We start from the raw sequence: 20,023 nt of genomic DNA, 5'->3' as shown, positions 1-20,023 counted from the left end.
CTTTGACAAAAGAGCCGTGAGATTCCATTTTGACCGGCAGGAAAAGACAGCCAATTGGAGATTGCTCATGACGATCCTCACCATGCCGCGCAAGGACGCCAACGCTACGCCCTATCCGCAGCCGTCCGTCGAGCCGGGTCTGCTGAAATCGGCCATGCGCCACGTCAGCGGCCAGGTTTCGGTGATCACGGCGGGCCAGGGGCCAGAGCGCACTGGTGCAACCGTGACCTCCGCCACCGCTTTGTCGGTCGATCCTCCAACGGTTATCGTCAATATCAACCGGACCTCTTCCAGCTATCCGGTGATCCGGAAATACGGTCATTTCGGCCTCAACATCCTTGCGAGCCATGACGAGCCTGTCGCCAATCGTTTTGCCGGCGTTGGGGGTCTGAAGGGAGAGGCACGCTATGACGGGTCAAATTGGATAGTCGGGCCTAGCGGCGCATCGCTGCTGGTCGGCGCGCTCGCCGCAATCGACTGCGAAGTGGAAGAGATCATCGACCGCCATAGCCACGGCATCATCATTGGCCGGGTCATTTCGATCCAGCTCAGCGAAGGCAACCCACTGGCCTATCAGAACGGCCGTTACGGCAATTTCACACCGATTTTGGGCTGACCTTGCGGCCACAGCAAAAAATCAGCCTGCCGGATTATTCAGATCCGGCAGGCTGATTTCTGTCTAGAGGTCTGCCGTAGCGCTTTACATCTGCTGCATAATTTTAGCCATAAATCCAAGCCGATTTAAGGAATTATGCAGTAGCGCGCTTTTCTTGCTGCTCATCCTGCGTCAGCTCATTCAGGCTTGGCGTAGCGACGAATTGTTCCAGTGTCATATTGTCAAGAATCGCCGCAATGGCGTCCCGCACCTGGGTCATCGACCGCCGGACCTGACAGTTGACCGGATCGGCACAATCATCGCAAGCTTCGAAAGCGGTGCGGCTGGCACAACGGATCGGCGCAAGCGGCCCATCCAGCAGGCGAATGGCGTGGCCAATACGGATTTCGCTGGCGGGATGCGACAAGGAGTAACCGCCGCCCGGGCCTTTTTTCGACCGCAGGATGCCACCATTGCGCAATTCGAGCAGAATGGTGTCGAGAAACTTCTTCGGAATGTTGTTTCTGAGCGCAATCTCGCTGATGAACGCTGTTTCACCCGGTCCAAGCTGAGCCAGATCCACCAGCGCTTTCAAACCGTATTTGCCTTTTTTCGTCAGCATGACTGTCTGCTTTCCCAACATTCCGGGCCGACAAATCCCGGCCCCATCCGCATTTCACCATGGCAATAAAGCCAAACTAAAGCATGAATTTTAAAAACATATAAAAATTATGTATTTCATATTCAAGCTTTGCCGCAAGGGATTGTGGCTGGCAAACGTCAGATCGACCGACGTTTCACCGCCGTTCGTTGCATGGAAGCATCAAAAAAGGCAAGGCCACCCCGGAACAACCCAGGGCGGCATAGTGAATAAGCGATACTTGCAGAGCGTCAGGACCCTGAAACGACCCGGAAACCGCCCGAATGGCCTCCGCCGGCAAAAACTTTCGAATCGGCGAAATCGCTGTGCTTAATGTCGTTTTCGCTCGACCTGCCAAGACCAAGCTTCGGAAACAGCAGTTCCGCCACACGGTAGGCTTCTTCCAGATGCGGATAGCCGGAGCCGATCACCGTATCAATGCCAATGGCCTGATATTCCCGCAGGCGCTCCGCCACTGTTTCCGGCGAACCGACCAGGGCCGTACCGGCCCCTGCCCGTACCAGTCCCACCCCGGCCCAAAGATTGGGCGAGACTTCCAGCTTGTCGCGCCGACCATTGTGCAATTCCGTCATGCGGCGCTGGCCGACAGAATCGGATTCCTTGGCAAAGCGCGCCTGGGTTTCGCGGATGGTTTCATCGGACAGTTTAGAGATCAGCTTGTCTGCGGCAGCCCAGGCCTCTTCATCGGTTTCGCGGACGATGAAGTGCAGACGGATGCCAAAGGAGACATCCCGCCCGCTGCGGGCAGCAGCAGCGCGCACAGCCTCGACCTTTTCCTTGACCTGCGCTGGCGGCTCGCCCCAGGTCAGGTATTTGTCGACGCGACGGGCGGCAAAATCGATCCCGGCCTCCGACGAGCCGCCAAAATAGAGCGGCGGACGCGGCGATTGCACCGGCGGGAAGCCAAGGCGCGCCCCTTCTGCACGAATATATTTGCCATTCAGATCGGCATGGCCCTTGCCTAGAAGATCCTCCCAGACGGTGAAAAACTCGTCGGCATGGGCATAGCGTTCATCGTGGGAGACGAAAATACCGTCACCCGCCAATTCCGAAGGGCTGCCGCCGACAACGATATTCAGCAGCGTGCGGCCGTTCGAGACCCGGTCCAGGGCGACCGCCAACCGCGCGTAATAGGCGGGCGATGCGGTGCCGGGACGAATGGCGACCAGAAATTTCAGCTTCTGGGTGTGGGCGGCCAACGATGCCGCCGTCACGAAGGATTCCTCACAGGCAACCCCCGTCGGCAGCAAAACACCGTAATAGCCGAGCCGGTCGACGGCGCTGGCAATCTCACGCAGATAGCCGTGATCGACAGGGCGGGTCAGATCGTTGGAGCCGAGATAGGTGCCATCACCAGATGTGGGGATGAACCAGAGAAAATCGATGGGCCGCGCATTTTGTGCATTGGACGTTTTAGACATGGACAAGTCCTTTCATGAAAATGGTTCAGCTGGCCTTCGGGCGCCAGACGATCTCGGCGATCTTCAAAGGCTTCGGCAGGATTTGCAGGGCGTGAAACTCGTCGGCCAAGGCCTGCTGATAGGCGATGGCCTCATCGTTCAGGGTGGAAACGCTACCCAGATCGGCGCCGGGCCGGGTCAGCACGGTCTTTGTCGTGTCGCGCGGCACGCCGGTGATTTCGGCAAGCGCGGTGATGGTTTCATCCAGATGGCTCTGGGCCCAAACACCGGTCTTGCGCAATTCATCGATAACCTCAGTGATCACCTCCGGGTTTTTAACGGTGAAATCACCATTGCCGAAATAGAAGCTCCAGCTATCGACAATGCCGCTTGCCGTCGTCAGCACCCTGGCATTGGGATCGGTCTCGGCCACGGCAAAATAAGGGTCCCAGATCGCCCAGGCATCGACATTTCCAGATTTGTATGCCGCCCCCGCATCGGCAGGCGACAGATCCGCTGCCTTGACATCGGCTGGCGTCAATCCGGCCGTTTTCAGCGCCTTGACCACGAAATTATGAGCGCTCGAGCCGCGTTTGAAGGCTAGCTTCTTGCCCTTGAGATCGGCAATCGTCTGGATCGGCGAATCCTTGTGCACAAGCAATGCCGTGCCGGAGGGTGCTCCCTTATACGTGCCGACATAAAGAAGATTGCCGCCCGCCGCCTGGGCAAACAGTGGCGGCACATCTCCTGTCGGACCGAAATCGAGCGCACCGGCGCCTAGCGCTTCCAGCAGCGGCGGGCCGGAGGTGAACTCGGCCCATGTCACGCTAATGCCGCGTGCAGCCAGACGCTTTTCCAGCGCGCCCGTGCGCTTGGCCAGCGCCAGCACACCATTCTTCTGCCAACCGATCCGCAATGTCGTGGTTGCCGCCTGCGCGGTACGGATTGCCGGCAAGGCGAGGATGGTGCCGGTAGCGCCAAGCAAGCCAAGGGTCTGTCTGCGGTTGATCATCAGCGGTCTCTTCCTTCGGTCTGTCGCATTCGTCAGGCCTATATGATGATTTAGTCTATGGAATTTGTAAGGTATATTTTTCGCTTTATGGGCGACTGCGGAAATTTCCTGCCGCCATTTTCCCGTCTCCAGGGGTCGGAATTTCGTCTTTCCCGAATGCCCAGATCCCGACCTGCACGAACAGAGCCGGTTTTCACCCAGCACAGGTCCATACCATCCAAGGACATCCTCGACGCACATCCCAACCTAAAAGCCGCACCAATGGGGAAATTTGTTTCCGCAATTTGCAGAATATTGATCGATATTATCTCCATTATTTCCATAGACTATATACTTTAATCTAAGGCGCCATTGCCCGGACTTAGGTTTTCAAGAGACGCAACATGACAGAATTGACCCGCCGCCTGTTTGCGACCGGTGCCCTTGGCTCCCTCGTTTTATCCCTGACGCTTGGCGCTGCCTTCCGCGCTCGGGCCGAAGGATTGGGTACCTTGAAAATCGGCTACCAGAAAACCGGTCTGCCGGTCATCGCACGCCAGCAAGGCGTGATCGAAGCCGCCCTCAAATCGCAGGGGATCTCAGTGTCCTGGGTGGAGTTTGCCGCCGGGCCACCGCTGGTCGAGGCCTTGAATGTCGGCTCCGTCCATGTCGGCTGGACCGGAGATGCGCCGCCAATTTTCGGTCAGGCATCCGGGGCAGCCATTGTCTATGCTGCGGCGCTGCCGCCGAATGGCAAGGGCGAGGGCATCGTCGTCAAGGCCAGTTCCGGCATCAAGGATCTGGCCGGTCTCAAGGGCCGCAAGGTTGCGGTTGGCAAAGGCACCAGCGCCCATAACCTCGTTGTGGTTGCCCTGGAAAAGGCCGGGATCGGCTTTGATGAGATCACCCCGGTCTATCTGGGTCCGGCGGATGCGGCGGCGGCCTTTGCCAGCGACAAGGTGGACGCCTGGGCCGTCTGGGACCCGTTCCTGGCGATTGCCGAGACCCGATACGATCTGGTGACGCTCGCCCGCTCCAGCGAAGTGCTTGACGTCAAAACCTATTTTCTCGCCAATCGCGACTTTGCAGCAAGCCATCCCGACACATTGGCAACCGTGCTGAAGGCGCTCACTGTTGCGGCTGAATGGTCCGCCAACAATCGCGATCAATTGGCCGCCGCCCTGCATGACATTACCGGCGTGCCGCTCAACGCCCAGACTTTGGCTGCCAACCGGGCCGAGTTCGGCATTTTCAAGATTACCGACGAGATCGTGGCGACCCAGCAAGAGACGGCAGACCGTTTCTTCCGGCTCGGCCTGATCCCGAAGAAAATCAACATCAAAGACGCCGTGTGGGTTGCGCCAGCCAACTAAAGACCCAGGCAACTGAAGATAATGATCCGGAGTTGAAGCGATGCAGAATTCAAACATCAGACAAGATGCCGGACATGCACCCTCGCTAGGATTTGCATGGTTCGGAGCTGGCCTGTCGCGGTTGGCTGGCAACAGCATCGGCTGGGCGCTGCCTTTGCTGATCCTGATTGCCTGGGAAGCATCGTCGCGCGCCGGATTGTTGCAGCAAAACGTGTTACCGGCACCGTCTGCCGTCGCCGAAGCCTTCTGGCGGCTGACGTTATCGGGCGAATTGCCAACCAATATCGGCGTCTCCACCGTAAGGGCGCTGGCGGGCTTTGCGATTGGCGGCGGCATCGGTTTCGCACTCGGTCTGCTCAACGGCCTGTCCGCATTGAGCCGCGGCATTACCGATACGACCTTGCAGATGGTGCGCAATATTCCCCATCTGGCACTGATCCCGCTGGTTATTCTGTGGTTTGGCATCGATGAGGAGGCCAAGCTCTTTCTTGTCGCGCTTGGCGTGTTCTTCCCCATCTATGTCAACACCCTGCTGGGCATCCAGAGCGTCGATCCGCAACTGGTGGAAATGGGCCGCCTTTACGGCATGAAGCCTTACCGGCTGTTTCGCAAGGTTATCCTGCCGGGCGCCCTGCCCGCGATTTTTGCCGGACTGCGCTACGGCCTTGGCATCATGTGGCTGACGCTGATCGTCGCCGAAACCATCGCCGCGTCTTCCGGTCTTGGTTACATGGCCATGCAGGCCCGTGAGTTCCTGCTGATCGACGTGGTTGTTCTCTCTATTCTCATCTATGCGCTGCTCGGCAAACTGGCGGATCTGCTTGCCCGTTTCCTGGAGCGCGTGTTCCTGCAATGGCATCCGGCCTACCAGACAGCGAGGTAAGACCCATGACCGCAACAACAGTGACGCGGCTTCGGCCAATTCAGGAAATACACCCTGCAAAAAGACAGGAACAGGCATCCCAACCGGTGCTTGCCAGCGCCCGCCCGGCGTTTTCCTTCCGCAATGTCCGAAAGAATTTCGGGACACAGACCGTGCTGGATGGCATAAACCTTGATGTCGCAGAAGGTGAGTTCCTGGCGATCATCGGCAAGAGCGGCTGCGGCAAAAGCACCCTGCTGCGGTTGCTGGCTGGGCTGGACAAGCCAAGTTCCGGCGAACTTGTCCATCATGCCGACAAGAGCGATGCTGCCCGGGTTCGAATGATGTTTCAGGAGCCACGCCTTCTGCCCTGGGCAAAGATCGACGACAATGTCGCCGTCGGACTGACCGGAATTGCCAAGGGCAAGGAAGCGCTTTCGGCGGCCCGCGCCCTGTTGGAAGAGGTTGGCCTTGGCGCACGGGCCAGCGAATGGCCCTCCGTTCTCTCCGGCGGCCAGAAACAGCGCGTCGCGCTTGCCCGCGCCTTGGCGGCGCATCCGCATATTCTGGCCCTGGATGAACCGCTAGGCGCGCTCGATGCGCTGACCCGGATCGAAATGCAGCAATTGCTGGAACGGATCTGGCAAAAGCAGCGGTTTACGGCGGTGCTGGTCACCCATGATGTGTCGGAGGCCGTCGCCCTCGCCGACCGGATCGTCGTCATCGACGCCGGACGCATCGCGCTCGACCTCAAGGTTGCATTGCCACGCCCAAGGCGGCACGCCACGGCGGAATGCGCAGCAATCGAAGCACAGATATTGGAGAAACTGCTGGGAGACGCGGCCCCTGCATGAGGACTACGCCAGCCCGGCACCGAAGCGGTCGGGCTGGCAGCACACTACTATCGCGCTTCGACGCTATGGCTTGCCATGCTGCGGCTCACTATAACGGCGTCGGCGATACGATCTGCGACAAGTTCGGCCTGCCGGGCGACTTCTGGAACGCCCATCAACTCGCCAAACGTACCGCGGGCCAGTGGTCCAGCAATGAACAAATCCGCTTGCGGTCGCCCATCGATAGCAATGGCCTGACCGGCCTCATCGCAGGCGATACCGAGCCCATAAGCATCGGCCTGGAGGTGGCCCGTGCTTTCTAGTGTCAGCAACATCGATTGCGATTTCAGGACACTGGCATGATCGGGGCCTGTTGCCAGCACCACCCAGTCGAACCGCTTGCGCTCCACCAGCCCGGTCGAGGCCACCACGAGATCAAGGGCGATGGTCTCGATACCCCGCTCGATCTTGATCATCCGGCCTGAGGCAAGTGTCAGACTGCCCTCAGCCATCCTATCCTGCCAAATGGCCTGCGCCTGGGGTGGCAGCCGGTAGCGATGCACGTCCCAAAGACGGCGGGCGTGGCGCAGCAGCCGTTTTCGTTCCGTCGTATTGAGACGCGCCCAAATGGTCTGGCCCTGTTTGCGCAGGGCGTCGGTCACCGCATGCCAGGTCACGCCATGGGCCTGCGCATCGGCCACCGCACGCCGCACGGCACGTATCAACGACCTTACCGAGCGACAATCATCCTCGCTGAACGAGCAAGACCAGTCCTGGGGCTGAAGAGTATGGCCGCGGGACGACATGCCGCGCCTTGAAAAGGCGGTGATCTCGCCACGATGGCCACGGGCCGTTAAACTGGCGACAATATCCGCTGCCGTCAGCCCCATGCCGACGACAAGAACCCGATCCGTCGCACGGATACCGCAAAGACTCTGGCCCGCGACGGGATTGGTAATGAACCGTGGATGACCTTGCAGGGCTGATTGCAATGCCCGCGGTGCCTTTGGAGCCGGGTGGGTAGCCGCCATGACGACGATATCGGCCTTGATCCAGGCGCCCAAATTGCCGGTCACAAGCCAGCGGCTCCCGATCCGGGTCACGCTTTCCACCGTCTCGCGGATGTGCTGGATACGACCCTCTTCAAGATAGGGGGCCATCTGGTCCGCCATGAAGCGACCGAAGGCTTCACGGCGGCCAAACACCTGCGTGGCATCACTGCCTGTGCATTCGACCTTGGCGTCCGGATCGTCCGCAAGCGCGCCGGATTGCCGTAACCACTCGGCAAAGGCGAGCGGCTCCTTGCCGTCAGCAATCATCCTGTTTGCTTCAACATTGAGGCGAAGAGCCGGATCTTCCGTATCATAGGCAAGCCCAGCTCCCAGCATGGATCGCGGCTCAAATACCAGAATTTGCAGATCTTCGTCCTGCCGCTGCGCCAAAAACCGCGCCACTGACGCGCCGGCAAAGCCTCCACCGACAATAACGACTGTCTTGCGGGCAGGCGAAATGCTGCTTTTCGCTTGGGAAACCCCAAAGTGCGAAACCCCTGAAATAAACTGGAGCATGATGCCCTCCATCAAGCGGCATTCAGGATAGCCCTACAGGCATGCCCTGAGTGCCTGTTGAATTTGCCAGTCCTCGATTCCTGCCACTGCGTATTGACTATAAAATATATAGATTTAAATTGAAAGATGTCCACTGGACCTATTTGCACCCTGGAAAACACGACCTATAGTTGTGGAAAAAGCAGGTGATAAGCGTCTATTTTCGCAGAGCTTTTTTAATGACGCGACATGGCCCTACAGGCGCAATTATGCGGCGGCCTGCCCGACCACCCCATCATCCCAGATCCCGAATGTCACTCGTCGAGCAGAGTTTATCTACGATCAAAGCCTCGACAGAAGATCGGCCTTTTTGTCCTGATATTCCTTGTCGGTCAGGATGCCGCGGCCATGCAGGGCGGCGAGTTTCTCGATCTTGGCAAAGATCTCATCGTCACTGGCTGCCGGGGGAACGGTTGGAGGCATGGGAGACGTCCCTGCCGAAAATGCCTGAATCTCCGACGCCAAAGGCTCACTCGCTGGTTCGGGATGGTCAAAAACAGTGGCGACGGGTGGCATGACCGGCGCGAGGGGTGCAGTCGCGGCCTCGCCTATCCCATTCGTAACGGGCGAATTCGTACCGGGAGACACGACTTCAAGCTCTGAGATCCGCACCAGCCCATATTGGGAGGTAAAGCTCAGCGTCTGATCACCGCCCTGCTGCTGGGAAAATCCGCCGATCTGGTGGTCTCTGGTATCGTAGACTGTGGTGCGCCCGCCAATATCAATCGCCAGTCTGCGGCTTGACGGAAAAAACGCATAGCGCAAATTGTTCTGAGCACCGGTCGAGGCCGGAAAGCCAAGATCGGCTGGCCACCAGTTTGCGGCTGAAAGACTGCCGGGGATGAAGAGGCTGACACCGCTCGAAAAGGTACCAAACCCGCCATTTCCCTGCGACTGTGATTGCGACGATGAGGCGTAGCCGGACGCCGGGCGATGCAGATCACTGGTTTGCAGCAGCGTGGCGATATCCGAGCAGAGATTGTCAACCCGGGCCTTCAGCCCGTTGTTGAACATATCGCCGACCATGGTCATGCCACCCTGCGACCATTGCCCCATGCCACCGAGATCCGGGTGGTTGAACTGGGCCTGGTAGCCGTTGCCAGCCATCAACGCCATCAGCAAATGTTCCACCGCCCCGAAGCTGACCCCATGGCGGGTGGCAATGTCGCTCAGACGCGCTTGGCCCTCGTCACTCAGTGTCGGCATAACAGCGTCCCTCGCGGTTGGCAGCGATCCGTGATTGTCAAGCTGCTAAGTGTGCCTAGCACGTGCCAGCCGTTTATCACAGGGGGCGTCGAAAAGGCGGATATCATCTCTTGAAAAAGCACAAAAGCCCGGCCTAGCATTCAAGCCAGACCGGACCCAGACCACCCAGGGTAACTGGTTATCCCAGGGTAACGCTGAGGCTAATCGGCACGGAGGCCAGGGCCTTGGAAACCGGGCATCCCGCCTTAGCCTGATTGGCAATTTCCGTAAACCGGGCTTCATCGGCACCGGGGACTTTACCCTTCAGGACAAGCTCGATGGCCGTGATGGCAAAACCAGCCTCCTGCTTTTCCAGGGTCACATTGGCCTTGGTTTCCAGGCTGTCGGCGGTCAATCCAGCCTCGCCCAGCATCATCGACAAGGCCATAGTGAAGCAAGCCGCGTGTGCCGCACCGATCAGTTCCTCCGGGTTGCTGCCGGTGACACCTTCAAAGCGGGTATTGAAGCCGTAAGGATAGGCATCCAAGGCGCCGCTCTGCGTCGAAACCTTGCCTTTTCCGTCTTTCAAACCACCTGACCACTGGGCAGAACCGTATTTTTCGATCTTCATGGCAATCTCCTTTTATGCGTACTGGACCAAATCTGGGACCCTGCCTCTCCGTTCATAAGCGGGTCATGGGCTGGGATGTTGGGTTAACACCCCGGAGCAAGATCGGTTCCCCTATCCCCGAATGTCGCGTGCAGTGAGTGAAGGCGTCACCAGCAAGGCGATATCGTCGCCTTCGAGCAAGTTCGAAACCAGCATCTGTTCACGATTGAACGACCGGCCTGACAGAATATCGTGCAACGGCCCCTGTACGCTCTCAGGGCAAACAATCATGGTATCCGCCCAAAAGGCCGCTGCAACCCTTGCCGTCTCAGGATCGATCCGGCCAAACACCAATCTTGGCGCAATAGTCAGCGCGATATCATTCCCCTGTACCCGAGCGAAAGCGATGACGTGATCCCGGGCATGGCCAGTGACCTCCAGCGGCACGTAATCACCGTCATTGAACAGGCTGGCATGGCGGCTACGAAGGGCAAGCACCTCCCGGATCAGCCTTTGCTTGCGCTGGATGAAAGAGACGGGGCGCTCATTTGCGGGCGCACTCATCTCGGCGGCCAGCGCCTGATAGTCGATGATGCGGCGATTGTCCGGATCGACAAGGCTATCGTCCTTGCCCTCGGTTCCCTGGTAAATATCCGGCACACCCGGCGCCGTGAGCTTGATCAGCGTCTGGGAGAGGCTGTTGACCTCGCCCGCCGCCATGAAGGGCCGAAGCGTTTCGCTGAAATCCGTCAGGAAGCTTTGGTTTTCCGGTGACACCAACTGCTCGGCATAGGAGCGCACCGCCTGTTCGAAAGCCTCGTTTGGCTCAGCCCAATCCGTTCGCACCTTGGCCTCCCGAAGCGCTTTTTCAGTATAGGCCAGAAAGCGATCGGCCAGCATGGCAGGATCGGTAGCTTCGGTCGGCGCGAGCCAGATCCCTGCCAAGGACTGATATAGCATCCACTCCACATTCGGATCGGGAGCGGGACCATCCGGCAAGGAGGTGAGGTTGCCGCGATGCATCTGGCGCCAGCGGCTCACACCGTCGATCCAGGCATCCGCCCCTTCCGACAGGGTGTAGAGACGGGCGCGCGCATCCTCGCCACGCTTGGTATCATGGGTCGAGCTTGCAGTGAGACCATGCTTCTGGGTCTGCAAGCGCTCGATCATCGCTGCGTGGAAGGCGCGGACACCACCCGGCGGATGGGCTGGCTCGCCACCAACCTCGTTTGCGGCAATCAGGCGATTGTAGCGGTAGAAAAGCGTATCTTCCAAGGCCTTGGCCATGACAGGACCGCTCAACTGCTGGAAGCGGGTGCGGAACTCATCTGCCGCCTCCGCCTCGAACCCGCCGAGCAACAGGCGTTCGATAACACCAAGCGCTCCATTATCCACTCCCCAGAGCCGTGCCTGCGCGACGACCTTTTCCAGGACAATTTTGTCCTGCGCATCGAGGCCGCCATGATAGCCATAGGTCCGGTAAACTGGAAAAGCGATCAGCAATTCCTGTATCGCCTTGCGCAACTCGTCCTCGTCGTGGCCGGTGCCAATCGATTTTGCCAGCGCCACCAGCCGGGTGACTTCGCCCTTGAAATTGCGTTGAACCATCCGGGTCTTGGCGTCCCACAGGCCTTTGACATAGTCAGCCGCTCCGGCGTCGGTGTCGTTATAGGCCTGCTGAAGGCGCTCCAGTCCCTCGCCATCGATGTAGAGCTGCGACAGGGCGGTGATGAATTCATAGCCCGTCGTGCCGGACACCGGCCAGCTTGGCGCAATCACCTCACCTGCCCCCAGAATTTTCTCAACAGTGATATAAGTCTGCGGCCCCGTCGCCTCGCGCAGGCGAGCGAGATAGCCTGCCGGGTCAGCCAGCCCATCGACATGATCGATCCGCAATCCCTGAACCTGCCCTGACCGCACCAGATCGAGGATCAACCGGTGGCTATCGTCGAATACCTGCGGTTTTTCCACGCAGACACCTACCAGGCCGGTGACTTCGAAAAAGCGGCGATAGCTCAGGCTTTCGGCGGCCTGTTTCCAATGCTGAAGCTGCCAATGCTGGGCATCGAGTAACGCCCTGATTTTTTCAGGCGACGCGAGCACCTCGGCCAATGCCGCCCGATCGGTATTTTCCGCGACCAGTGCTTGCTGGATGCTTTCATCGCTCAAGGGAATATGCGTCTCGAAATAGGCAAGGCTGAACTGGTCAGCGTTGTCATCTCGTATGACAGTCAACTCACCATCGGCAAGGGCTTCCTCAAGGGTGTTGCCAAGCACCGGCAAGGTCAGCTTCCGGCTCCAGTCAATATCGAAATGCCCGGCATAGGCGCTGCGGCTGCCATTTCGCAGCACATCGTACCACCAGGCGTTTTCGACTGAAGCCGCCATATGGTTGGGAACGATATCGAGGATCAGGCCGATATCTGCCTTCGCAAGCGCTACGCACATCCGCTCAAAACCGGCTTTTCCGCCGATGGCCGGGTCGATCTCGTTGGCGTCCACCACATCATAACCGTGGGTGGAGCCACGGGTAGCCGTGAAGATTGGCGATGCATAGAGATGGCTGATGCTCATCGATTTCAAATGCGCAATAAGATCGATCGCATGATCGAATGTTATGCCGTTTCGAAATTGCAGGCGGTAGGTCGCTGTTGGGATGGTCATGCTGCCCTCTTGATGGTGTTTGCCAGTAACACGGCTGGCCGCCTTCGGTTCCACGCGGTCACGGCCAATAATGGCGGCGGAATGCCGATATAGTCGGCATCAAATACCGGGAAGACGGAACACCGGAGCCCTTTGGAAGTTAACGCCTCGGTTTGCCCGATCATGGATCGATATGCGCAGGAGACACGATGCAGGACATGACATTTGGCCCGGTTCTTTCCGGCAACGGCACGATCTTCAGCCTTTGGGCACCGCTTCAGGAAAAGGTTCTGCTGAAGATCGAGGGCCAGGAGCCTTGTCTCATGACAGCCGGTGAAAATGGTTGGTACAGCGCCGAAGTGCCGGAGGTTGGGGCCGGATGCCGTTATAACTTCATCCTGGAGGATGGCCTTGCTGTTCCCGATCCCGCCTCACGCTTCCAACCCGATGATGTCCATGGGCCAAGCGAGGTCATAGACCCAGCCTACGACTGGCAGCAGCCCCAATGGCAAGGGCTGCCTTGGGAAGAGATCGTGATCTATGAACTTCACGTGGGAAGCTTCACGCCCGCTGGGACATTTATAGCCATCATCGAGCGGCTGGACCACCTGAAAAACCTTGGCGTCACCGCGCTGCAACTCATGCCAATTAGCGACTTTCCGGGCCGGTGGAACTGGGGCTATGACGGCGTATTACCCTACGCACCCGATAGCAGCTACGGCCGACCGGAAGATCTGAAGCGGTTGGTGGACGAAGCCCATGCACGCGGCATCTGCATCTTTCTCGATGTGGTCTATAATCACTTCGGCCCGGACGGAAATTATCTTCCCGCCTATGCACCGATCTTTACCGACAAGCACATCACGCCCTGGGGGCCGGGCGTCAATTACGATGGCGACCAGTCGGAAGCCGTGCGTGAATTCGTCGTGCGTAACGCCATGTACTGGGTGGACGAGTTTCGGGTCGACGGACTGCGCTTCGATGCGGTGCATGCCATAGAGGACGAGCGCAAACCCCATATCCTGCATGATATCGCCAGGCGGACACGCGCTTGCGCGCCCGGACGGGCCGTGCATCTGATCGTCGAGAATGAAGACAACAATGCCGTCCTGCTCGAGCGTGATGAAAATGGGGCGCCCCTCCATTTCACCGCACAATGGAATGACGACATCCACCATGTCCTGCACATCACTGCCACCGGTGAAAGCTTCGGCTATTATCAGGATTACGCAAACGACACCTCGAAACTGGGCCGGGCGCTGGCGGAGGGCTTTGTCTACCAAGGCGAGCACATGCCCTATAGTGGGAAGGAAAGAGGCATGCCGAGCGCCCATCTGCCACCCACTGCCTTTATTTCCTTCATCCAAAACCATGACCAGATCGGTAATCGCGCCATGGGCGACAGGATGGCCGCATCCCAACCATCAGAGGCGTTGAAGGCTCTGGCGGCGGTTTATCTTTTGGCCCCGCAGATCCCCATGCTGTTCATGGGAGAGGAATGGGGCGCAAAGACCACCTTTCCATTCTTTTGCGATTTCAATGAAGAGCTGAATGAAGCGGTAAGGCAGGGACGACGCAAGGAACTGTCGAGGCTACCCGGCTTCGATGCCGAGGATGCATCCGACCCAACAGCACAGACAACGTTCAACAGCGCCAAACTATCATGGGAACCAGACCAGCAAGACGGCGATATTTTGAAATTTTACCGCGAATTGCTGGCGTTGCGAAAAGAAAAAATCACTCCTCTTCTCCGCGATACGCGCGGCCATATCACCAGCCATAGCAGTCAGGGACACGTGATAACTGTGCGCTGGACGCTCAGCGAACACGTCCTGACACTCACCGCCAATCTGTCTGCCGAGGATGTAAAAAGCCCCGTAAAGGCAAGCGGAGATTGTTTTTTCACGTTCGGCGCCCAGCCGGGTAACCAGCTCGGCCCCTGGGCCGTTGTTTGGCATATCGGCTCTCGCTGAGGCGAAGGCAACCCTGCCAATCTGAACGACAGCGCCAGGCACCACATAGAGTGCCTGGCTCTGTAACGCATTGTATATGCTGAATATTTTCAACTTGAGTTACACCCGATTCGTGGAGCTATAGGGTGTGACCCCGACAACGGCTCTTGCAGTAGTTCTTGAGGTCGCTCCAAGCGGACATGCAATGCGAGATAGTCAAAATCTCATCAACACGGCGCTACGTCCGCAGTGCGGAAACAAGACCTCTCCGCCTCAGGTCATTTATCAAATCAATACATTCTATTGCGAATTGGAATTTTACATTCGTCAATCCCTTCTCTACCAGAAATGGGAGGAGAATAGGGAGATTATCATTGGTCGCCATACACCACGGGTGGCGGCGCTGTGATTAAAATATTGCTGGGGACTTATATCCAATCAAAAAACGACAGAAATACAGATCACCAAGGGTGAATAGTATTTAAAAATACGTTTTTGCACCGAACATAGCAACATCAGTAGATTCAAATATCATCACATTCAGTGATCGATCACCTGTGGGATATTTTCAATTATCGCAAGAGGAGGAGCGAAAAATGAAAAGAGCAAGGACGCTGCTGGGGACAGCACTTCTACTCATCAACTGTATGACCGTGGCGAAAGCAGCCGAAAACAGTAATACGCAATATGCGCCGGGCGCTTCACAATTTTATGCGGGTGCCATTCCTCCATTTGAGGGATTTTATTTTCTCTCGCAGACAAGTTATTTCACCGCCAACAGAGTCAACGACGGCAAAGGTCGTGAAATACCCATAGACTTCAAGGTGAAAGCCACCGTTGAAACACTGCGCTTCATGTATGTATCAGATATCCGTATCGGCGAAGCCCAGCTTTGGGGACAGCTCGTCCTTCCGCTTATTCATCTCGACATTTCCAACGCATTTGCAAAAGACTCCGGCTTCAACATGGGAGACGCAACCGCAACTGTTGGGCTGTCATGGCACCCGGATCAAAAGCAGACATTCATCACCGGCATAGACATCGGCATGCCGACCGGCGCTTACGATGAGAACGCCCTTGCCAATGCCGGCCTTAATCACTGGTCCGTGCAGCCAACGATTGCCTATCATTATTCAGACCCCCAAGGCCTTGAATTCGCAACCGCAGCCCGGGTCATCTTCAATTCCGAAAACACCGCAACCGATTACAAAACCGGCAATGAGTTCGTCCTCGATTACGCAGTTGGCTGGAATTTCGGCAAGATAAGGGTCGGAGCAACAGGATATTACCTTAAGCAGTTCACCGATGACAAAGGACCCGGCGTCGCCTCCGACGGCCATCGCGGCGAAGGCCTCGCGGTCGGCCCATCACTGTCCTATAGCTTCAATCCGGGCCTGGGCATAAGCGCATCCTGGCAGCATGACGTGGTGGCGAAAAACCGAAGCGAAGGCAACACTCTCTGGGTGAATGTCGCAACAAAATTCTAGAATTATCCGATACAGCTCGATTTTCCAGACGAGCGTTCCGGGCAGGCGATCCGACAGAAATTCAACCGCCTGCCCCTTAAATTTCTCCGCATACGAAAGCCCGAAGATGCCAACACATCTTCGGGCTTTCGTGTCCTATGGAGATTCATTGAAAATGGATCTCCATATTCTTTTTGAAAACGTCTCAAGCCTCTGACACATTTGAGATATTTTAGTTTTTTTAAGTTGAAGATGCGTCAGCATCTTCGAGACTTGGCATAAGATGAGCGTCTATATTATTTGGCGCGTCAGAGGCGTGGGACCTGTCGCCTCTCCTCCCATTTCCCCATTCTATCTGCACTCGCTGCATCAAACTGGCAGAAGCGGGTCGGCCCGCATTCAATTCGGCTTGAACAAAGGGAGGCGGCAGACATCAAATGTTGTAATCGCCTTACCTTGGCTTAGAGCGTCGTGCAGAAAGTCGGCTTCCACTTTTCGGACCGATGCTCAAGAGCACCCGAAATTCGTCAATCCACATCGATTGATCTTTCGCAAATCATATTGCCTAACTATGAACTAACTGGTACAAACATATTAACGACAGAGTTTGGGCGCGAGGAGAGAGCGCCACAACCCGCGGACAATTTAAGGGAGCGTGCCAGCCTTGCCGCTTGCACGAGGAGCTGCAAGCCTTGTCAGTCAAGGCTTAGACAATGCCTGGGAGGGAAAATGGGTTACACACTCGACTTTTCGGTTGTGATCGAGCGGTTGCCGGAATTGATCCTGGCATGCCTCGCAACCATTGGTCTTGCCATTGCAGGCATGTCCATTGCCACCGTCATCGGCATTTTCGGGGTTGTTGCCCGCCGGTCGCCGTCGCGTATCCTCAGAGGCGCGACGATCGGCTTTGTCGAGTTGATCCGCAATACGCCCTTCCTCGTGCAGATCTTCTTCATCTTCTTTGCCCTTCCGCAAATCGGCGTCCGGCTCAACCCGACAGTGACGGCAATCGTTGCGCTCGGCCTGAACGGCGGCGCCTATGCCATCGAGATCATTCGCGGCGGGGTGGATTCCATCGGCAAGGGGCAGGTCGAAGCAGGCCTTGCGCTCGGCCTGCACCGCGCACAAATCCTGCGCCACATCATTCTCAAGCCAGCTTTGCGCGCCGTCTATCCGTCGCTCACCAGCCAGTTCATCATGCTGACGCTGACGACATCTGTCTGCACGTCAATTGCGGCTTACGAATTGACGTCGGTTGCCCAGAAAATCGAAGCGGATACGTTCCGGTCCTTCGAGGTCTATTTCTCGATCACCCTGCTTTACCTGGTGATTTCCTCGCTGATGATGGGGGCTTTCGCGCTCATTTCCCGCATTTTCTTCAGTTACCCGGTAAAGTGAGGAAGAGACGATGGCTTCTATCGGACCCAATGAACTGTTCTTCCTGCTGCAAGGCTTGAAATGGACGCTGGCCTTGACCGCCATCGGCTTTGTCGGCGGAGGCTTCTTCGGCCTTTGCGTCGCTCTGGCCCGGGTGGCCGACAGTGCCGCCCTGCGCAAGGCGACCGCTGGCTATATCGCCGTCTTTCAAGGCACTCCGCTGCTGATGCAACTGTTCGTCGTCTATTACGGCGTTGCCTTGCTGGGCTTGGATGTGGATGCCTGGATCGCTGTCGCCATTGCCTTCACGCTGCATGCCAGCGCCTTTCTGGGCGATATCTGGCGCGGTGGCATTCAGGCCGTACCCAAGGGGCAGACAGAGGCTGCAAAAGCGCTCGGCCTGCATTACGCATCGATCATGAAGGACGTGGTCCTGCCGCAGGCGTTCAAAGTCTCCCTGCCCGCCACCATCGGCTTTCTGGTGCAATTGATCAAAGGCACCTCGCTTGCCGCCATTGTCGGTTTCGTGGAGCTGTCGCGGGCGGGGCAGATCGTCTCCAACCAGACATTCCGTCCGCTGACGGTCTTTGCCATCGTCGGCATCATCTATTTCCTGATTTGCTGGCCGCTTTCACTCTGGGGCGCCAGAAAAGAGAAACGGCTTCAAGCCGCCGCCCGGTAAAGTTTGCCAGACGACGTGTAGAACCCGGCTTTCCTCAATACAAAACGAAAACAAGGAAAGCACAACAAAAGACGACACCAGGTTTGGTGCCAAGCACCACTCTCATCAGCTTTGTAAGGAGGAGCAAATGATGAAATCCAGGACAATGACAATCAAGCGCCGCACGGCGCTCGCCCTCATCGCGGCGGCGGCGACCATGTCGCTCGTCGCTCCCGCCACGGCCTTCGCCGGTACGCTGGAACAGGCCAAGGCCAAGGGCAAGGTCATCATCGGCATTCAGGGCGACAATTCGCCTTGGGGCTTTGTCAATTCCAGCGGCGTGCAGGACGGTCTGGATGCCGATATCGGCAAGGCCTATGCGGATTATCTCGGCGTCAAGGCCGAGTTTGTGCCGCTGGCCGTGGCCAACCGCATTCCGGCCCTGATGACCGGCAAGGTCGACATCCTGTTTGCAACCATGGGTATGACTGCCGACCGCGCCAAGACCATCCAGTTCTCCAAGCCCTATGCTGGCAACGTCTTGTCGGTCTACGGACCGAAGGACAAGAAGATCGGCAGCTATGACGATCTTACAGGCGTGTCCGTCGGCGTGCCGAAATCCAGCGCCATGGATACCGCCATCACCGCTGGCGCAGGCACAAAGGCCAGCATCCTGCGTTTCGATGACGACGCGGCAAATATCCAGGCTCTGATTTCAGGTCAGGTCGAGGCCGTTGGCGGCAACCAGTTCTATGGCGACCGGCTGAACGCTGCTGCCGCAGGCAAGTATGAAACGAAGTTCGACCTTGTCACTCTCTATAACGGCGCGGGGATGCGTCCGGGTGAGAAGGACTGGAACGAGAGCATCAACAGCTTCATCGACAAGATCAAGGCTGATGGCCAACTGGCAAAGATCTACGCCAAATGGATGAAGCGCGACGTTCCGGCCTTCCCGGATTCGCTTCCGGACATCCCGTTCACCGCGAAGTAATGGAGAGGCTTCCATGCAACAATCCACCGCACAGGTTCCACTGATCGCACTTGAAGGCGTTGGAAAATGGTATGGAGCCTACCACGCGCTGAAAGACATCAACCTGACAGTCCGCAAAGGCGAAAAAATCGTCCTTTGCGGGCCATCCGGTTCCGGAAAATCGACATTGATCCGCTGCATAAATCATCTGGAGGACATCCAGGAGGGCAAGATCACCGTCGAAGGCACCACGCTCACCAGCGCGAGCCGCACCATCGACGCCGTGCGCCGCGAGGTTGGCATGGTGTTCCAGAGCTTCAACCTGTTTCCGCACATGACCATCCTGGAAAACTGCACCCTTGCGCCGATGCGGGTGAAGGGGCTTCCGAAGCCACAAGCCGAAGAGGTCGCCCGCAAATATCTGGATCGTGTTCACATTCTGGACCAGGCGGACAAATATCCCGCCCAGCTTTCCGGCGGTCAGCAGCAACGCGTCGCTATCGCGCGCGCGCTTTGCATGGAACCGAAGGCGATGCTGTTCGATGAGCCAACGTCGGCTCTTGACCCCGAAATGGTCAAGGAAGTGCTGGATACGATGATCGGTCTAGCCCGCGACGGCATGACGATGATCTGCGTCACCCATGAAATGGGCTTTGCCCGTCAGGTTGCAGATCGTGTCGTGTTCATGGCCTCCGCGCAGATCATCGAGGAAGGACCACCGGAGGAATTCTTCCGCAATCCTCAGCATCAGCGCACCCGCGCCTTCCTGGGCGAAATTCTTGCCCATCACTGAGCTGAATTGCCGCCGCGACAACGCATCAGGCAGGTAAGAGCCTT

Annotated in this window: 18 protein-coding genes; 11 read left to right on the top strand and 7 right to left on the bottom strand. The window is 57.5% G+C overall.

Annotation, left to right across the window (positions count from 1 at the left end; translation table 11 throughout):
- Positions 1-67: 67 nt before the first annotated feature.
- A complete protein-coding gene (locus FS819_RS20555) occupies positions 68-616 on the top strand; it encodes a flavin reductase family protein (RefSeq protein WP_156547433.1) in 549 nt (182 codons plus the stop codon).
- Positions 617-749: 133 nt separating this feature from the next.
- Here the strand turns inward: FS819_RS20555 and FS819_RS20550 are convergent, their stop codons facing one another.
- The 3 genes from FS819_RS20550 to FS819_RS20540 form a co-directional block, all read right to left on the bottom strand.
- Entirely contained in the window at positions 750-1,217 is a 468-nt protein-coding gene (locus tag FS819_RS20550) for an RrF2 family transcriptional regulator (RefSeq protein WP_012653833.1), read from the bottom strand.
- A gap of 269 nt (positions 1,218-1,486) precedes the next feature.
- Complete coding sequence (gene ssuD, locus FS819_RS20545) at positions 1,487-2,677, bottom strand: FMNH2-dependent alkanesulfonate monooxygenase (RefSeq protein ID WP_156547432.1); 1,191 nt, start codon at positions 2,675-2,677, stop codon at positions 1,487-1,489.
- Between the two features lie 25 nt (positions 2,678-2,702).
- Positions 2,703-3,668 carry an aliphatic sulfonate ABC transporter substrate-binding protein gene (locus tag FS819_RS20540; protein WP_156547431.1) on the bottom strand — a complete coding sequence of 322 codons (966 nt, stop codon included), beginning with the start codon at positions 3,666-3,668 and terminating at the stop codon, positions 2,703-2,705.
- A 383-nt stretch (positions 3,669-4,051) separates the two neighbouring features.
- On the opposite strand from FS819_RS20540, the gene FS819_RS20535 reads away from it, so the two are divergent.
- From FS819_RS20535 to FS819_RS20525, 3 genes are read left to right on the top strand one after another with little or no spacing between them, the layout of a single operon-like run.
- The gene (locus FS819_RS20535) at positions 4,052-5,020 is read left to right on the top strand and encodes an aliphatic sulfonate ABC transporter substrate-binding protein (RefSeq protein WP_156547430.1); all 969 of its coding nucleotides are present in this window, start codon (positions 4,052-4,054) and stop codon (positions 5,018-5,020) included.
- A gap of 40 nt (positions 5,021-5,060) precedes the next feature.
- Positions 5,061-5,903 (top strand): ABC transporter permease subunit, encoded by an 843-nt coding sequence (locus FS819_RS20530; RefSeq protein WP_234624460.1) that lies wholly within the window; start codon positions 5,061-5,063, stop codon positions 5,901-5,903.
- A gap of 5 nt (positions 5,904-5,908) precedes the next feature.
- Entirely contained in the window at positions 5,909-6,736 is an 828-nt protein-coding gene (locus FS819_RS20525; protein WP_156547429.1) for an ATP-binding cassette domain-containing protein, read from the top strand.
- A gap of 47 nt (positions 6,737-6,783) precedes the next feature.
- On the opposite strand, the gene FS819_RS20520 is transcribed toward FS819_RS20525, so the two are convergent.
- From FS819_RS20520 to treY, 4 genes are all read right to left on the bottom strand, one after another.
- Positions 6,784-8,283: an FAD/NAD(P)-binding protein gene (locus FS819_RS20520; protein WP_197434025.1), complete on the bottom strand. Its 1,500-nt coding sequence runs from the start codon at positions 8,281-8,283 to the stop codon at positions 6,784-6,786.
- 321 nt (positions 8,284-8,604) lie between these two features.
- Complete coding sequence (locus tag FS819_RS20515; protein WP_156547427.1) at positions 8,605-9,528, bottom strand: SHOCT domain-containing protein; 924 nt, start codon at positions 9,526-9,528, stop codon at positions 8,605-8,607.
- 178 nt (positions 9,529-9,706) lie between these two features.
- The gene (locus FS819_RS20510) at positions 9,707-10,138 is read right to left on the bottom strand and encodes an OsmC family protein (RefSeq protein ID WP_156547426.1); all 432 of its coding nucleotides are present in this window, start codon (positions 10,136-10,138) and stop codon (positions 9,707-9,709) included.
- Positions 10,139-10,249: 111 nt separating this feature from the next.
- Positions 10,250-12,781 carry a malto-oligosyltrehalose synthase gene (gene treY / locus FS819_RS20505; protein ID WP_156547425.1) on the bottom strand — a complete coding sequence of 844 codons (2,532 nt, stop codon included), beginning with the start codon at positions 12,779-12,781 and terminating at the stop codon, positions 10,250-10,252.
- Between the two features lie 188 nt (positions 12,782-12,969).
- Here treY and treZ point away from each other — a divergent pair, with 188 nt between their 5' ends.
- The 7 genes from treZ (at position 12,970) to FS819_RS20470 (ending at position 19,979) form a co-directional block, all read left to right on the top strand.
- Positions 12,970-14,733, top strand: coding sequence for a malto-oligosyltrehalose trehalohydrolase (gene treZ / locus FS819_RS20500; RefSeq protein WP_156547424.1), 1,764 nt, complete (start codon positions 12,970-12,972; stop codon positions 14,731-14,733).
- 127 nt (positions 14,734-14,860) lie between these two features.
- On the top strand, positions 14,861-15,121 hold the full coding sequence (locus FS819_RS20495; RefSeq protein ID WP_156547423.1) for a hypothetical protein: 261 nt from the start codon (positions 14,861-14,863) through the stop codon (positions 15,119-15,121).
- A 148-nt stretch (positions 15,122-15,269) separates the two neighbouring features.
- Positions 15,270-16,199, top strand: coding sequence for a SphA family protein (locus tag FS819_RS20490; RefSeq protein WP_156547422.1), 930 nt, complete (start codon positions 15,270-15,272; stop codon positions 16,197-16,199).
- 708 nt (positions 16,200-16,907) lie between these two features.
- Positions 16,908-17,576 (top strand): amino acid ABC transporter permease, encoded by a 669-nt coding sequence (locus FS819_RS20485; protein ID WP_070165318.1) that lies wholly within the window; start codon positions 16,908-16,910, stop codon positions 17,574-17,576.
- A 10-nt stretch (positions 17,577-17,586) separates the two neighbouring features.
- Positions 17,587-18,237 carry an amino acid ABC transporter permease gene (locus FS819_RS20480; RefSeq protein ID WP_156547421.1) on the top strand — a complete coding sequence of 217 codons (651 nt, stop codon included), beginning with the start codon at positions 17,587-17,589 and terminating at the stop codon, positions 18,235-18,237.
- A 130-nt stretch (positions 18,238-18,367) separates the two neighbouring features.
- A complete protein-coding gene (locus FS819_RS20475; RefSeq protein ID WP_070165678.1) occupies positions 18,368-19,207 on the top strand; it encodes a transporter substrate-binding domain-containing protein in 840 nt (279 codons plus the stop codon).
- A gap of 13 nt (positions 19,208-19,220) precedes the next feature.
- Positions 19,221-19,979, top strand: coding sequence for an amino acid ABC transporter ATP-binding protein (locus FS819_RS20470; protein WP_060717323.1), 759 nt, complete (start codon positions 19,221-19,223; stop codon positions 19,977-19,979).
- The last annotated feature ends 44 nt before the right edge of the window (positions 19,980-20,023 follow it).

This window comes from Allorhizobium sp. Av2, from assembly GCF_021462805.2.
Taxonomy (GTDB): domain Bacteria; phylum Pseudomonadota; class Alphaproteobacteria; order Rhizobiales; family Rhizobiaceae; genus Allorhizobium; species Allorhizobium vitis_G.
This window is presented reverse-complemented; position numbering and strand designations above follow the sequence as displayed.